Source organism: Achromobacter sp. JD417 (assembly GCF_041879325.1).
In the GTDB taxonomy this organism is placed as follows: domain Bacteria; phylum Pseudomonadota; class Gammaproteobacteria; order Burkholderiales; family Burkholderiaceae_B; genus Achromobacter; species Achromobacter mucicolens.
In genome coordinates, this window is the sequence record NZ_CP087159.1 from 3,364,350 (window position 1) to 3,380,024 (window position 15,675).

15 protein-coding genes are annotated in these 15,675 nt (G+C 65.0%); 11 read left to right on the top strand and 4 right to left on the bottom strand.

Annotated elements, in window-relative coordinates:
* The first annotated feature begins 35 nt into the window (after positions 1-35).
* From LN047_RS15430 to LN047_RS15440, 3 genes are all read left to right on the top strand, one after another.
* Positions 36-2,438 carry a TonB-dependent siderophore receptor gene (locus tag LN047_RS15430; protein ID WP_373979487.1) on the top strand — a complete coding sequence of 801 codons (2,403 nt, stop codon included), beginning with the start codon at positions 36-38 and terminating at the stop codon, positions 2,436-2,438.
* Positions 2,439-2,533: 95 nt separating this feature from the next.
* A complete protein-coding gene (locus LN047_RS15435; protein ID WP_373979488.1) occupies positions 2,534-2,992 on the top strand; it encodes a universal stress protein in 459 nt (152 codons plus the stop codon).
* Positions 2,993-3,005: 13 nt separating this feature from the next.
* Positions 3,006-4,796, top strand: coding sequence for an adenosylcobalamin-dependent ribonucleoside-diphosphate reductase (locus LN047_RS15440; RefSeq protein ID WP_373979489.1), 1,791 nt, complete (start codon positions 3,006-3,008; stop codon positions 4,794-4,796).
* A 32-nt stretch (positions 4,797-4,828) separates the two neighbouring features.
* On the opposite strand, the gene LN047_RS15445 is transcribed toward LN047_RS15440, so the two are convergent.
* The 3 genes from LN047_RS15445 to LN047_RS15455 are packed head-to-tail and all read right to left on the bottom strand — an operon-like array spanning position 4,829 to position 7,129.
* Positions 4,829-5,812, bottom strand: coding sequence for a zinc-binding alcohol dehydrogenase family protein (locus LN047_RS15445; RefSeq protein WP_226849395.1), 984 nt, complete (start codon positions 5,810-5,812; stop codon positions 4,829-4,831).
* Complete coding sequence (locus LN047_RS15450) at positions 5,809-6,258, bottom strand: universal stress protein (protein WP_175155493.1); 450 nt, start codon at positions 6,256-6,258, stop codon at positions 5,809-5,811. Before LN047_RS15450 ends, LN047_RS15445 begins: the two co-directional genes overlap by 4 nt.
* 31 nt (positions 6,259-6,289) lie before the next feature.
* The gene (locus LN047_RS15455) at positions 6,290-7,129 is read right to left on the bottom strand and encodes a universal stress protein (protein ID WP_373979490.1); all 840 of its coding nucleotides are present in this window, start codon (positions 7,127-7,129) and stop codon (positions 6,290-6,292) included.
* A 283-nt stretch (positions 7,130-7,412) separates the two neighbouring features.
* On the opposite strand from LN047_RS15455, the gene LN047_RS15460 reads away from it, so the two are divergent.
* Positions 7,413-7,838, top strand: coding sequence for a universal stress protein (locus tag LN047_RS15460; RefSeq protein ID WP_081100913.1), 426 nt, complete (start codon positions 7,413-7,415; stop codon positions 7,836-7,838).
* A gap of 81 nt (positions 7,839-7,919) precedes the next feature.
* Here the strand turns inward: LN047_RS15460 and LN047_RS15465 are convergent, their stop codons facing one another.
* Positions 7,920-9,293: an MBL fold metallo-hydrolase RNA specificity domain-containing protein gene (locus LN047_RS15465; protein WP_373979491.1), complete on the bottom strand. Its 1,374-nt coding sequence runs from the start codon at positions 9,291-9,293 to the stop codon at positions 7,920-7,922.
* 166 nt (positions 9,294-9,459) lie between these two features.
* Here LN047_RS15465 and LN047_RS15470 point away from each other — a divergent pair, with 166 nt between their 5' ends.
* The 7 genes from LN047_RS15470 (at position 9,460) to LN047_RS15500 (ending at position 15,666) form a co-directional block, all read left to right on the top strand.
* Positions 9,460-9,915, top strand: coding sequence for a CBS domain-containing protein (locus LN047_RS15470; RefSeq protein ID WP_056317885.1), 456 nt, complete (start codon positions 9,460-9,462; stop codon positions 9,913-9,915).
* A gap of 28 nt (positions 9,916-9,943) precedes the next feature.
* Complete coding sequence (locus tag LN047_RS15475; RefSeq protein WP_373979492.1) at positions 9,944-10,459, top strand: flavodoxin family protein; 516 nt, start codon at positions 9,944-9,946, stop codon at positions 10,457-10,459.
* Positions 10,460-10,620: 161 nt separating this feature from the next.
* Positions 10,621-11,709, top strand: coding sequence for a PAS domain-containing sensor histidine kinase (locus tag LN047_RS15480; protein ID WP_175155490.1), 1,089 nt, complete (start codon positions 10,621-10,623; stop codon positions 11,707-11,709).
* On the top strand, positions 11,706-12,359 hold the full coding sequence (locus tag LN047_RS15485; protein ID WP_152384464.1) for a response regulator transcription factor: 654 nt from the start codon (positions 11,706-11,708) through the stop codon (positions 12,357-12,359). Before LN047_RS15480 ends, LN047_RS15485 begins: the two co-directional genes overlap by 4 nt.
* 214 nt (positions 12,360-12,573) lie before the next feature.
* Positions 12,574-13,308 (top strand): helix-turn-helix domain-containing protein, encoded by a 735-nt coding sequence (locus LN047_RS15490; RefSeq protein ID WP_373979493.1) that lies wholly within the window; start codon positions 12,574-12,576, stop codon positions 13,306-13,308.
* Positions 13,309-13,348: 40 nt separating this feature from the next.
* On the top strand, positions 13,349-13,867 hold the full coding sequence (locus tag LN047_RS15495) for a hypothetical protein (protein WP_373979494.1): 519 nt from the start codon (positions 13,349-13,351) through the stop codon (positions 13,865-13,867).
* On the top strand, positions 13,864-15,666 hold the full coding sequence (locus tag LN047_RS15500; protein ID WP_373979495.1) for a PHA/PHB synthase family protein: 1,803 nt from the start codon (positions 13,864-13,866) through the stop codon (positions 15,664-15,666). Before LN047_RS15495 ends, LN047_RS15500 begins: the two co-directional genes overlap by 4 nt.
* Positions 15,667-15,675: the final 9 nt, after the last annotated feature.

Here is a 15,675-nt window from a genome sequence, read left to right on the forward strand (position 1 = left end):
TCGCAGTTTCATTTAATCCAATACTTGGTGCCCACATGTATGTCCGCATTCTTGCTGCACGCCTTCGCGCCGCCTCAGTCCCGTTTTCCCGGCATCCATTCATAGCGGCAGCGTTGGTTGCCGCTGCAAGCACGGCGGCCCAGGCCGCTCCGTTGCAATTCAACATTCCCGCGCAACCGCTCGCTCAAGCCCTTCAGGCGCTCGGCCAGCAGGCCAATCTGCAGGTGTTGTACAGCCAGGATCTGGTGCAAGGCCAACGCAGCGCCCCGGTGTCGGGTCTCATGGAGGCTTCGGAAGCATTGCAGGTGATGCTGCGCGGGCAGAACATCCGCTTCGCGCTCAGCAACAATACGATCACGTTGACGCGTGGGGACGCGGCCTCGACGCTTGCCCCCATCACCGTGCTGGCGCAACGGCCGGATTCCGAGACGATTGTGGCCACTTACAGTTCGGCGGGCACCAAGACGGATACGCCGCTGATCGAAGTTCCGCAGTCGATCTCGGTGGTGACTGCGGCGCAGATACGCGAACAGAACCCCCAGACGCTCGGCGATGCGGTGCGCTACACGCCTGGCATCGTGGTGCAGGAAGGATTCAACCGGACAGACGATCCCTTCATCATTCGCGGATTCGACGTGCGCACCAATCCCGGCGTGATGTTTCGCGACGGGCTGAAGCTTCCCCTGCCCCACTACAGTGTTGCGGCCGAGCCCTTCGGCCTGGAGCGGATCGAAATCGTAAAAGGGCCCGCCTCGGTCTTGTATGGGCAGGCCGCGCCGGGCGGAATCGTCAATCTCGTGTCCAAGCGGCCGACCGACACACCGCTGCGCGAGATCCAGGTCAGCGGCGGCTCGCACAACAACGCGCAACTGGCTGGCGACTTCGGCGGTCCGCTCGACGAGGACGGGCGGCTGACGTATCGCCTGACCGGCCTGGTGCGCAACAGTGACACCATGATCGACCACATTCCTGACGATCGTTATTTCTTTGCGCCCGCGCTGACATGGCGGATCAAGCCGGACACCACGCTGACCGTGTTGGCCAGCTACATGAAGAACAAGACGATCAACAACGCAGGCTATCCGCTGGAGGGCACGGTCAGGCACAACCCCAATGGCCGCATTCCAACGGACCGTTTTACCGGCGAGCCCGACTGGAGCAAGTGGGATCAGGAGGTCGAAACGCTGGGGTACCAGTTCGCGCACCGCTTCAACGAGACGTGGCAGTTCCGGCAGAACCTCACGTACGCGCAATCGACCAATCGCGTCAACCACGCCTACTGGTGGTCGTGGGTGCCGGGCAGCAATTTCAGCACCGCCGAACGCGGCGCATACCGGCGCGACGACGACGCGCACGGCACCAGCGTGGACAACCAGTTCAATGCCACCTGGACATCCGGCCGTTTCAAGCACGATGTGCTGTTCGGCCTGGACTACACCAGCGCGTCGCTGACCCGCGAACAGTACGCGGGCTACAACAACCTGGCGCCCATCAATTTCTTCAACCCCCGCTACGGGTCGCCCGTCGCGATTCCCGCCGACCCGAACACCTACACCGTCGAAACGCGTGAGCAAACGGGGCTTTACCTTCAGGACCAGATCAAGTTCGACGAGAAGTTCGTCATGGTGCTCAGCGGGCGATACGACGACGCCACCGGCAAGACGCGCAACAAGCTGACCGACGCCGTCACACGCACGACCGACAATGCGTTCACCTGGCGCGCGGGCCTGCTCTACCTGGCTGACAACGGCTTGGCGCCCTACGTCAGCTATTCCACCTCATTCCAACCGCAAACCGGCACCACCTCGCCGGCGCGCGGCACCACGCCGTTCGACCCCACCGAGGGCAAGCAATGGGAAGTCGGGCTGAAGTACCAGCCGCCGGGCGCCAATTCGTTCGTGACGGCATCGTTGTTCGAGCTGACGCGCACGAACGTGCCCACCACAGATCCGGTCAATCCGATCTATAACGTGCAAACCGGCGAAGTGCGCTCCCGCGGCATCGAGCTGTCGGCAACGGCGGAAATGGCCAAAGGCTGGAACGTCATCGCCGCCTACACCTACACCGACGCCGAGGTCACCCGCAGCAACACCGCCACGCTGGGCACCACGCCGGAAGCCGTGCCGCGCAACATGGCATCGCTGTGGTCGGACTACACGGTGCAGGACGGCGCGCTGGGCGGCCTGAACATGGGCGCGGGTGTTCGCTACATCGGATCAACGTTCAACACAGGCAATACCGCGAAGGTGCCCGATTACACGGTCGTGGATGCGGCGCTGCGTTACGACCTTGGGGCGCGCAACCCAACATTCAAGGGGTTGAGCGTGGACCTGACGGTGCGAAACCTTTTCGACAAGGTTTACGTCGCCTCCTGCACCTACGCCTGCTTCTATGGCGAACGCCGCACGGTGCTGGGACGTGTGACATACAAGTGGTAGCGGAGGCTCCTGGCGCTCACAACTTGACCGGAATCAATATTCTCGCCGCGCGTCCGCTGATACTGGTTTCGTGCCCAATTTTCCCGGAGACCAGCATGTATGAGCGAATCCTTGTTCCCATCGACGGCAGCTCCACCTCGCAAATCGGCTTGAACGAGGCCATCCGGCTGGCCAAGCTGACTGGGGCGCGCATCCGTCTGATACACGTCATCGACGAGCTGTCCTTTGCCCTGACCACCGATGCCTACAGTTATCGCGCGGGCGAACTCCTGGATCTGATGCGCCGCAATGGCGCGAAGATGCTGGAGACGGCGCAAGGCACCGTCCGCGATGCAGGCATCGAAGCGGATACCGCGCTCTACGAGAATCTGGACCGGACCGTCCAGCAGCGGGTGCTGGATGAGGCGGCAGCCTGGAAAGCCGATCTGATCGTGATCGGCACGCACGGACGCCGCGGCGCGCGGCGTCTGCTTCTGGGCAGCAGCGCCGAAGGCATCCTGCGCGGGGCATCGGTGCCGGTCTTGCTGCTGCGGGCTCCCGAAGGCGTTTCCTGATCCGGGGCGTTTCATGCTCCTGCCGCAGCCGGCGTGCGCGAATGTGCTGCTTGACCGGTACGCGGCCTGCGCAGAGCACGATGCCGCGCAGGTGTACGCGCGCGTCGCCCTGGCGCTCGCCCAGGCGGAGACGCCAGCACGGCGGGCGTCCGTCGCCGCGGCGTTTCTTCAGAACATGCGGGACGGCGCGATCGGTGCGGGGCGGATCATGGCAAACGCCGGCACGCAGGCACACGCGACCATGGTCAATTGTTTCGTGCAGCCGGTGGGTGGCTCCGATGCCTCACTCTCCTTCCACGCCGGTCTGCAGCAGGCGCTTGAGACATTGGCCATGGGCGGTGGGGTCGGGTACGATTTTTCGTCGCTGCCCCCGCTGGCGGCGGGATCCCCTGGGCGGGCAGACGCCCCGACGGTCCACGAAGCAATCGACCAGTACGACGCGGCGTGCGCCCGCCTGGCATTCGAGGGCAGCCGCCGCGGCGCCCAAATGGCGGTTCTATCCTGTGCGCATCCCGACATCTTCGACTTTGCCCAGGCCAAGCACGGTCGCCGGCGCTGGCGTACCTTCAATATTTCGGTCGCGGTCAGCGACGCGTTTCTTGCCGCAGTGCAGCGCGACGAGCCCTGGCCGCTGGTTCATCACACCCCGCCCGGCCAAGCGGCGATCGACGCGGGCGCATTCCAGCGAACCGACGGCCTTTGGCAGTATCGCCAGGATTCGGCACGGCGCTTATGGGATGCCATCGCGCGCGAGGCCGTCCACAGCGCCGAACCGGGGTTGCTGTTCATCGACACCATCGCGCGCGCCGACAACCTGCGCGCCCTCGAGACGATCCGTGCCACCAATCCGTGTGGCGAGCAGCCGCTGCCCGACTATGGATGCTGCGTGCTCGGCCCCATCAACCTGACACGCTTGGTCGAGCACCCATTTGGACTGGGCGGCCCCGCCAACGTGAACCTGGCAAAGCTGGCCGGCATGGTCCGCATACAGGTGCGCATGCTCGATAACGTGATCGCGTTGACGCATTGGCCCCTGCCCGCCCAACAGGCGCAGGCATTGTCCACGCGCAGGATAGGCGTGGGTGTGACCGGGCTGGCGGACATGCTTGCGATGCTGCAATTGCGATACGACAGCGACGCCGGGCGCCAGGCCGCAAGCGAAGTGGCCCGGTGCATCCGGGACAGCGCCTACGCGGCGTCGGCGGCACTGGCCCGGGAGCGCGGGCCGTTTCCCCTTTACCGCGCAGCGGACTACCTGTCGGACGGCGCTATCGGCGATGCGCTTGCCGCCGAGGTACGCGTTGCCGTGCGCCGGCATGGGTTGCGAAACAGCCATCTGGTGTCGTATGCGCCCACCGGCAGCGTCAGCCTCGCCTTTGCGGACAATTGCTCCAGCGGGGTCGAACCGGCTTTCGGCTGGACTTACCGCCGCCGCGTGATGCTGGGCGCCGCTGCGGTTGACGTGCCGGTTGAGAACCATGCGTGGCGCCAATGGAACCTGCATTTTCCCCACGAGCCTTTGCCCGACTATTTCCGCACCGCGCAGCAGGTAGCGCCTGAAGACCACGTGGAGATGGTGGGCGTCTTGCAACGTTTCGTGGACGCCTCCATTTCCAAGACGGTGCCCGTGCCGGCTGACTGCAGCATCGAACGCGCGCAGGCGTTGTTCATGTCAGCATTCAAGCTCGGGCTCAAGGGGATAACCCTCTTTCGGCCAGACCCCGGGCTTGCGGCGGTGCTGGGCACGGCAACCGCGGGGGCTGACGCCCCGGCAACGCCAAGCGCCTGCGAAGGGTGCGCATGAGAGACCGCCCGGCCCCGGGGATCCGCCGCGCCTCAGGGCAGCAGCACGGCCGTCGCCTGAATGCGCCCCGCCCGCAGGTCGTCCAACGCGCGATTCGCGTCCTCAAGCCGATACGTGCGGACATCGGCACCCAGATCCCACGCGTGCGCCTTGCCGAGAAATTCCCTTCCGTCCTCACGCGTCAGGTTGGCGACGGACGAGAGCGAACGTTCGCCCCATAGCAGCCGGTAGGGAAATGCCGGGATGTCCGACATGTGGATGCCCGCGCACACCACGCATCCGCCCGGCCGCACCGCGCCAAGCGCTGACGGCACCAGCGCGCCGACCGGCGCAAACAGGATCGCCCCATCCAGGGGCACCGGCGCGGGTTCGCTGCTGTTGCCAGCCCAGGTCGCGCCCATCGCAAGCGCATGCGCTTGCGCTGCCACATCGCCGGTGCGGGTAAAGGCGTACACCTCGCGGTTCAGGTGGCGGCAGGCCTGTGTGAGGAGGCGCGCCGCAGAACCGAAACCATAAAGCCCCAGCCGCTGGGCATCGCCGGTTGCCCGCAATGCCCGCCAGCCAATCAGGCCGGCGCAGAGCCACGGCGCCATCCGCGCAGGGGCTCTGGCTGCTGGCAAGGGAAACAGATAGTCTGCATGCGCGAGCATGTGCGTCGCAAAGCCGCCGTCCAGTGTGTAGCCGGTAAACAGGGCCTCGCTGCAGAGATTTTCCTGACCGGCGCGGCAGAACGTGCATTGTCCGCACGTGCGCGCCAGCCAGGCCGCACCCATGCGGCGCCCCAGCATCGCCGTGTCGACGCCAGCCCCGACCGATTCCACGACGCCGACGACTTCATGGCCCGGAATGATGGGATACCTGAGGTTGGGCAGCTCGCCGTCCAGGACATGCAGATCCGTGCGGCAGACCGCGCATGCCAACACGCGTAATCTGACCTGGCCGGGGCCGGGCTGCGGCGTCTCGCGTGTTTCCAGCGTCAGGGGCAGCCCCGGCGCTTGCAGGACCATCGCCTTCATGGGGTGCGGACCAGCAAGACGGGGACAGGCGCCATCCGCACGACGCCTTCCGCGCTGCTGCCCAGCATCGCGCGGCGCAGGCCATGGTGGCCATGTGTGCCCAACACGATCAGGTCCGCGTTGAAGGCCTGCGCGGCCCGCAGGATGCGCGCTGGCGTCGGCATGGCGTCCTCATCCAGAAGCGTCGCCTCTGCGTTGACGCCGGCCGCCGCGGCGTCAGCCTTGGCGCGCTTGAGCAGGTTGGCGCCCGCTTCTTCTCGGCTGGCCTTCAGCGTGCGCAGGGCATCCTCGGCGTAGGGGTTGTCCTCCAGGACTGCCGGCGGATCCTCCAGCGCATGCACGACAAGGAGCGAGGCGCCGGCTTCCCGGCTGATCCGGACCGCCTCCTCCAATGCCCGGTCGGATGCGTGCGAGCCGTCGATGGCGGCAAGGATACGGCGGTACATGGGCTATCCAGATCGGCGACGCAGCAATCGCCTAATGGGACAGAAGGACGGGAACCGTCATTGCGCTGAGCAGCGACCGGGTGGCCCCGCCCATCACCAGCTGCCGCATCCGGCTGTGCCCATATCCGCCCATCACGATGAGATCCGCACTGAAATCCGCGGCCGCCGTCAGAATTGCATCGCCGATGTCTCCGTGGCGGACGTCGCGCATCTGCTGGACGGGCTGGGGAAACCCGTGGCAGATGCAGTAGGCGACGAGGTCCTCGAAGGGAACGTCCGAAGGCTGCTGCAAGGGGAATCCCTCGTCCAGGGACAACACCTGCAAAGCCGCAGCATTGCGCAGCAGCGGCGCGGCGTCGGCGATGGCCCGCGCCGCCTCGCGGCCGCGGTCCCAGCAGTACAGCACCCGGCCGCCGATCGTGCTGAACGTCCCGGCAATGGGCAGCACGATGACGGGCCGGCCCGAGGTGAGGATCACCTGCTCGACGAAATCGTTGCCCGTGGCCGCTTCGAGATCCTTCAGGTTGTTCTGCCCCACCACGACGACATCCGAGGAACGCGCGTGCCGGGAAACGCACTCCGCGGGCGTGCCCCACTCGCCTTGCCGCCATGCCGCCGCAACGCCGGCGTGCTCGGCCGCCTCGCTGAACGCCTTCTGGACGGCAGTGCGCGCCTTTTCGTGGATCTGGACCGCCCGATCCATCCCCCTCACCCACAACCCGGCTTCGTCATAGAAATAGCCCGGCGCGACGTAGCTGGCGTATATCCCTGTCAGGTGGGCGTCATGGGCCTTGGCCAGACGCAGACAGAAATCGAGCCGGCGCGAACAATCGGCGCCCTGGTCCAGATGGACAGCGATTCGACGGAACATGGTGACCTCCGGTGGCAGTAAGTGGCTGAGGACTGCCTGCACGCGTCTCGCACCCTGCGGCGCTCTCTTGACTGGCTGGCGGGGCCACGTCCTCTTGCATAGGCTTCATCTTGCGCGGGTGCGGCCGGCAAATATTGACCTTCGTCAACGCGCGAGCGGGGACGCCGCCGTCAGGATGCGCCTCAAACCTTGATTCCAGTCAATGGCCGGAGCATCATTCGCGTCATGATGGTTGCAGGCAGCCGAGGCTGCGCCTTTCCTACCCCCAAACGTTGAGGCCACTGTGAAGAACGTACTCATTCCCATCGACGGCTCCGAAAACGCCTTGCGTGCCGTGAAGTACATGATCGATCACATCCGTGAGCATGGCGACTGCGCGATCCACCTGCTGAACGTGCAAATACCCATTGTGTCGGGCGCCGTCCGCGCGTTCGTCACGCCGGAAATGATCCGGGACTACTACGAGGATGAATCCAGCGCCGCGCTCGCCGAGGCGCGGTCGGTCCTGGATGCCGCCGGTGTCAGCTATCAAACGCAGATGCGCGTGGGGCCCGTGGCCGCAACGATCACCGCCTATGCGGCCGAACAGCACTGCGACCACATCGTCATGGGTTCGCGGGGGCTAGGCGCCGCAGGCAGCCTGCTGCTCGGATCGGTGGCGCTGAAAGTGCTGCACACCGCCCACATACCGGTCGTCATGATCAATTGACCACGCGCGCCCCGCCTTGCCCGCCCGCTGCCCGGGCGGCCTGGGCGGGCGCGCCCTTGCCTGCCCCTGCGCCGCGCCGGATCAGTTCAACACGGCGGTTTCGGACGGCTCGACAGGATGGCAGCGCCAGCCAAGCTCGTCCTTGATGCGCAGGCGCAGCGCGTCGGCTGCCGCGGGTTCTCCGTGCACGATGTAGGTATGCCGGGGCGCGCTTGAGAATCCACGAAGCCAGCGCAGGATCTCGTCGGCGTCCGCATGCGCCGACAACATCGACAGGTTGTCGACCTCGGCGCGAATCGGCACATATTCTCCATGTATCTTGACTTGTCGGGCGCCATCCAGCATGGCGGCCCCGCGCGTTCCCATCGCCTGGAAGCCGGCAAAGAGGATCGTGTTTCTAGGGTCTCTGGCATAGTGCTTGAGATGGTGAATGACCCGTCCGCCGGTGGCCATGCCGCTGGCCGAAAGAATGATCTTGGGCATCGGCGAGCGGTCCAGCGCCTTGGATTGTTCGACGTCAGTGACGCAGGTGGCTACGCCGAACGCGGCCCTGGCATCCGCACGCGGCAATCGCTGATCGGCGGTATGCCGTAGATAGACGTCGACCGCGCTGCTGGCCATCGGACTATCCAGGTAGATGGGCAGGTCGCGAGGGATGCTTCCGGCCAGCCTGAGCCGCCACAGGTGAAACAACAGGAGCTGGGCGCGGCCGACGGCAAACGCCGGAATCACAAGAGAGCCCCCTCGCCGGATGGTGCGCTGGATGATGCCGGCCAGCGTGTCCGGCACGCTTTGCGTGCCGTGGCTGCGATTGCCGTAGGTGGATTCGACAATCAGATGATCCGCCTGCGTCACGGACGCGGGCGGCGGCATCAGCGGGTCGTCATAGCGGCCCAGGTCGCCGGAAAACACCAGTCGTCCACCCGGGTAATCGAGTTCGACGATGGCGGCGCCCAGGATGTGGCCGGCGCGCGAGAACCGGACCTGCATTCCCCCCGGGAGCGGCATCGGCGCATCGAACGGGACCGGGCGGAGCGCGGCGATCGCTCTGCGCGCGTCGGCGACCGTGTACAGGGGCAACGCGGGACGATGGCGCGACAGGCCGTGGCGGTTCAGGTAATCGGCATCGGCTTCCTGCAAGTGGGCGCTATCCAGCAATAGCAATTCGCACAGGTCGCGCGTCGCTTCGGAACAATAGATCGGGCCGGCGAAACCCTCCCGCACGAGCCTGGGCAGATACCCCGAATGGTCCAGGTGCGCGTGCGACAGCAGCACGGCTTCGATTTTCGAGGGCGCCACGGGAAACGGCGCCCAGTTGAGCAGCCGTAGCGGCTTGAGTCCCTGGAACAACCCGCAATCCATCAGGATCAGCCGCCCGGACGCATCCAGCAGATGACGCGAGCCGGTCACGGTGCCGGCGGCCCCGCAAAAATGTATGCGCAGCTTCTGTGTCATGGATCGACTCCTGACTGTCTGACCAAGTTTTCGCTAATAAGCAGCATTGATGTGGCAGGCCCATCCTTGCTTGACCAATATCAAGATAACCGCCGGGCGCGAGATCAACATAGGACCGACAAGCAAACAGGCGTGGGGCGTGCCCCCGCCACCCAGGAGAAATGCCATGAAAGCGCGCGACCTCATGACCGCGACCCCATACTGCGTATCCCCGCGTACCCCGGTCTCGCAGATTATGCGTGCCATGCTGGATCGAGACATCAGCGCCGTGATGGTGACGGGCGACGACGGCGCGTTGATCGGCGTGGTCAGCGAAGGCGATCTGGTGCGGCGCCAGGACAGCGCGCATCAGAGAAAGGTGAACCACTGGCTGTCGCTCCTGGCAGAAGGCGAGGCACTGAATCTGGAGTTTCTGCACAGCCTTCAACTGGGCGAGCAGACGGCATCGGCCGTGATGAGCAGCCCTGCCATCACGGTGGATGAGTCCGCCGACCTGTCCGAAATTGCAGATGTGCTGCTCAAGCGCGGGATCAAGCGGGTTCCCGTGGTCCGGCAGGGAAAACTGGTTGGCGTGGTCAGCCGCCGGGACATTCTTCAGGCGCTGCTGGCCCAGGAAGTCTGAGGCCGTCGTTGCGGCAAGGAGGGAAGCCATGCGGATCGGCATCGTCTTTTATTCACGCACCGGCACAGGACGCACCGTGGCCGAGCGGCTGGCATCGATCACGGGATGGGAGGTCCACGAAGTGCGGGACGCATCGTCACGCATCGGGCTAGGCGGCGACCTTCGCTGCGTCACCGATTGCCTCTTCAAGCGCCAACCCGAGATTCGCTATGCCGGCCCTGCCCTGGACCAGTTCGACCACGTGATCCTGATCGCGCCAGTCTGGCTGCGATCGCTCGCGGCCCCCATGCGCTCGTTCCTGATGACGCAAGGGCGGCTGATCAAGACCTACTCCGTCATTTGCGTGATGTCGGGCTATGGCGGATTCCGGGCTGTCGATGACATCGCCGCCGTCGTGGGCGCAAAGCCCCGCGGCATTCTTTTGCTCAAGCAGTACGACGTGTTGGCCGAAGAGTGCGACGCGTCCCTTTGCCGGTTCAAGGAAAGAACGCTTGCGGCCTGGGAATCGGACGGGAGCGACTCGCTGCTGTCGGCCGTTGACTGAGCGGCGCTCGGGCACAAGTCCACGCCCCGCTGACCGGATCCGCCGCCTGCACTAGTGCACGTGGCGGTAGCCCACGCGCGGCGCTCGCCGCTTGCGGAATTGTGTGTTGCAATGGACAAGTTCCCCCTGGAAGGGCGATCCCGGCACCCACATATCCAGCAATGAAGCTCTCCTCTGGCGCGCCTCCGCTGCTCGATATCATCCAGTCCGCCACAGAACCGATCATCACGATCGACGCGTTGCAACACATCGTGATGTTCAACGCTGCGGCGGAACGCGTGTTCATGCTTTCCGCCGACCAGGCCATCGGCGCCAGCGTGGACATCCTGATCCCGCTGCGCTTTCGCGCCGTGCATGCCAAGCATGTCGGCCGCTTCATGACCACCGGAATTTCCGATCGCCAGATGGGCCTGGGCGCGCCGTTATGGGGTCTTCGGTCCAACGGCGAAGAGTTTCCGATGGAGGCTTCGATCTCGCAGACCTGCACCAGCGCCGGCGTGTACCTGTCGATCTTTCTGCGCGACATCACCGAGCGCCAGCGTATCGACCAGGCCTTGAGAGCGTCCCGGGACGAGCTGACCCGTCTGTCCAATGCCCTGCTTCACGTGCGCGAGCAGGAAAAGAAGCACATTGCACGCGAGCTCCATGACGACCTGGGCCAAAGCCTGACGGCGCTGACGATGGAGCTGTCCCAACTTGAACCGATCCTGGCGTCCGACAACGTCGAGGCACGCGAGCGCGTGCGGTCCATGCGGCAGCTCATCAAGGCCACGTTCAAGTCGCTGCGGCGCATCGCCTCTGACCTGCGGCCCGTCATGCTCGACGATCTTGGACTGGCGGCGGCGGTCGAATGGCTGGTGGCCAATTTCGTTTCGCGCTATGGCGTCGATACGGAATCGGACATCCGGATCGGCCCCGCCGAACCGGCAAAGCAGGTCGCCACCACCCTGTTCCGCGTCGTGCAGGAGGCGCTGACCAATATCGCCAAGCATGCGCAGGCCAGCGCCGTCCAGGTGCGTCTTGTCTGTGACGACTCGCATTGCGCGCTGACCGTGTCCGACAACGGCGTCGGCGCCACACCGGAGAGTCTGGCCAAGAAGCTGCCCCTTTCGCTTGGCCTGCAGGGCATTCGCGAACGGGTCCGCCTGCTGGGCGGTGATGTCTCCGTTCATACCCGCAGGAAAGGCGGGTTTCGCCTCGAGGTGCGCATCCCGGTCCGCCCTCCCGACTCGCAATGGGAGGCAACATGATCAACGTCATGCTTGCCGACGACCATACATTGCTGCGCGAAGGCCTGAGGCGGCTGCTCGAGCAGGCCGCAGACATCCGCGTCGGCGGCGAAGCCGGCAACGGCAACGAAGCGCTTGATCTTCTGGCCAAGGGGCAATGGGATCTTCTGGTGCTGGACATGTCGATGCCCGGGCGCGACGGCGTCGACCTCATCCGGCACATCACAAACTCCCACCCGGACGTGCCCATCCTGGTGCTGACGATGCACGGCGAGCAGCAGTACGCCGTCCAGGCGATCAAGGCGGGTGCGGCGGGCTACCTGACCAAGGACAGCGCCAGCGAAGAGCTGGTGCAGGCGGTGCGCAAGGTGGCCGGTGGCGGGCGGTATCTGAGCCAGTCGCTGGCTGAAAGCATTGCATTTGACCGGTACGGGCATGCGGAATCGCTGCCCCACGCCCTGCTGTCCGATCGGGAATTGTCAGTTTTCCGCCATCTGGCGTCGGGCATGAACAATTCGGACATCGCGCAACTGCTATTCGTGAGCGTCAAGACGGTCAGCACGTATAAAAGCCGGATATTGATCAAGCTGCACTTGCGCAATCAGGCGGATCTGGTCCGTTACGCGATACGGCACCGGCTCGTCGACGATGACGACGCCCCTCCGCGCTGAGCACGCTGTAGGAATTTGCCTACATCTGTAGGCGTCGTCGGCCAAAACGTGGCGATCTGCGCTGATAGCGCACGGCAGCGCGGCATCCGATACTAGCCCCCATCGCGATACCAACAAAGCGATACGGACAAAGCGATGCCGACAAGGCGATACGGGCAAGGCGATCGGCCTGCTGCCGCGTCACCGCCACATTCCCCTCCGAGGAGCCCCGGCCATGGACTCACCCATCGTTGTCAGGAACTACACGGACAGTGCGCCAGGCGTGTCCGCCGATTGCGACCGTTGCGCCCTGGCCCGGATCTGCCGCGCAGGATCGGACGCGGCCCGGCCTCCCCCGAGCGACCTGGTCCGCTGCCGGCGGCTGATTCACCGCGGCGAATCTGTCTACCGCGCGGGAGACGCGTTACAGAACTTGTATGTACTGCGGTCAGGGTCGGTGAAGCTGCGCGCGACCAACCGCGCCGGCCTCGAGCAGATCATGGGCTTTCCGTCTGCGGGCGCGTTGCTGGGCCTGGATGCCATCGAGAGCGGCACCCATCGCTGCGATGCCATCGCGCTGGAGGATTCGCTCGTCTGCGTACTGCCGTTCTCGGACATCATGGGCAGATGCCGGGAGGATTTCTCGTGCGCGCAGCAGTTCCATCGCTTGATCGCTCACGATATCGATCAGTACCGGCGGCTGTTGCTGACCCTGGGCTGCATGAAGACCGAGCAGCGGGTCGCTGACTTCCTGGTGGGGATGTCGGATCAGATGTCGGCCAATGGCTACTCTCCCCTCGCCTTCACCTTGAAGATGACGCGCGAGGACATCGCCAATCATCTGGGCATGAAAGTCGAGACGGTCTGCCGCGTGCTGGGCCGCCTGCAGGAGGCTTCGCTGGTCAACGTATCCCGGCGACAGCTCCAGATCCGCGACGTCGATGCGCTGCGGCAGATGAGCAGCGGGTAGGCGTGCCTGCGCCTTGCAGCATGTCGTTCGGAACTTGAGTTTGGTCAACATCCCGGTCTCGGGCAGGCCTATTCTGGCTGAAGCAAGCCGGTCGGCCGCCGAAGTGCCGCGTCGAGCGGTTACGCGTGACCTGGAGGATGACCTTATGCAACCCGACTATGAACCCTACGTGGCGCTATACAAATACGGAATTCATTCTGCGCTGGCCGCGGCCACCGGTTATTTCGAATTCGCGCGGCAACTGCGCTCGCTGCAGCTCAAGACCGACAAGGAAATGCTGGCATTCGCACAGGAAGCCAATGCCCAGGTCAACGCTGCGACCTCTCTGACCGCCATGTGTGCCCTGCACCAAAAATTGATGACGGATCTGATGGGCCGCGAGTTCAGCTATATGAAGGAAATGGAGAAGATCGCGCGCGAGACGTCCACCATGACCGCCGCAGCCCTGCGTGAGAGCAAGAATCCCTGGCAAGAAAGAATGTCGCAGATCGCGGAAAGCACGGCCAAATTCCTGGCCGACGGCAATGCCGTGGCCGCAATGACGCGCGCCAGCCAATGACGCATGTGAGGGCCGCGAAGGCGCATCCGGCCGCGGAATCCGTTACCGACCCGTCGGCATCGGCGCCGCCTGGCGCGGACAACGCGCTGGCGGCGCTGGACTATTTCAAGGCGGCGCTCATCGCGCAGCTGACGGGCGGCATTTCACCAAGCGCCCTTGCGCTCGCGATGGCCGACTGGTTGATCCACCTGGGGGCCGCGCCTGGCAAGCAGATCGGATTGGCGCTGCAGGCGGGAAACGCCATCCAGGCGCTCGGCGCGCATGCCGCGATGGCCCTGGCGGGCCGCCCTCTCGTCTGTCCCGAGGCTGCCCTTGACCGCAGGTGCGCCGCACCGGCCTGGCGGGCTGAACCCTTCCAATATTGGCAGCATTGTTTTTCCGAAGCGCGCAAGTGGTGGGCCGAGGCCACGACCCGTGTGCCGGGAGTCTCCGCCCATCACGCCGACGTCGTTTCCTTCTGCGCAAGCCAATGGTGCGACGTCTTTGCGCCAGCCAACTTTCCCTGGTCCAACCCCGAAGTGATTGCGCGTACGGTGACCGACAAGGGCCAGAACCTGGTTCAAGGGATGGGACATCTGGCAGAGGACCTGCGGCACAGGCTGTTGGGCCTGCCGGAGCCCGGCCTGGAACGTTTCGAGGTGGGCGTCAACGTGGCGGTGACCCCGGGCACGGTGGTGTACCGCAATCACTTGATCGAACTGATCCAGTACGCGCCTTCCACGCCCCAGGTGCGTCCGGAGCCCATTTTGATCACGCCGGCGTGGATCATGAAGTACTACGTGCTGGATCTGTCGCCTGAAAATTCCCTGATTCGCTACCTGGTGGCGCAAGGGTTCACGGTGTTCTGCATCTCATGGCGCAATGTCGATGCGCGCGACCGCGACCTCTGCCTTGACGACTACCGCCGCCTGGGCTTCATGGCGGCAATGGCGGCGGTCAATCGATGCGTGCCCGGCCAGCGCGTGCATGCCGTGGGGTACTGCCTGGGCGGCACGCTGCTGGCCATTGCGGCCGCGACCATGGCTGGCGACGCGGACGACCGCCTTGCCACGATCTCCCTGCTGGCGGCGCAGACCGACTTCACCGAGCCCGGCGGCCTGGGGTTGTACATCGACGCGAGCGAGGTGCATATGCTGGAAAGCGTCATGTGGGCGCAAGGCTACCTGTCCGCCGGGCAAATGGCCGCGGCCTTCCAGTCCTTGCGGCCCATCGAGGATGTCGCCAGCCGAGCCGTGCAGACCTATTTTCTGGGTCAGCGCATCCTTCCGAACGACCTCGTCGCCTGGAATGCGGATTCGACGCGCATGCCGTACCGGATGCATGCGGAGTATCTGCGCAAACTGTTTCTGAACAACGAACTGGCGGCCGGACGATTCGAGGTGAACGGCCGCACGATTGCCTTGCGCAACATCCGCACGCCCATCTTTGCGCTGGGTGCGGTCAACGATCACATCGCGCCCTGGCGTTCCGTATTCAAGATCCATTACCTGACGGACGCGGACATACGCTACGTCTTGACCAGCGGCGGCCATAATGCCGGCGTCGTGAGCGAGCCGGGGCATCCGGGCCGCTGGCACCGGCTTTCCGCGGGGCCGAAGGATGATCTGCGCGCGGGTCCGGACGAATGGCTGGCCGCGACCATGCAATGCGGGGGATCGTGGTGGCCGACGTGGACCGAGTGGCTGGCGCATCGCTCAGGGCCCTTGCGGCCCGCACCGTCCGGCGTTGCCGGGCGGCGGCCCGACGACGATCCTGGCGCGCCGATGGCCGCGCCGGGCAGCTATGTCATGCAGAAATGACGCGTCTCA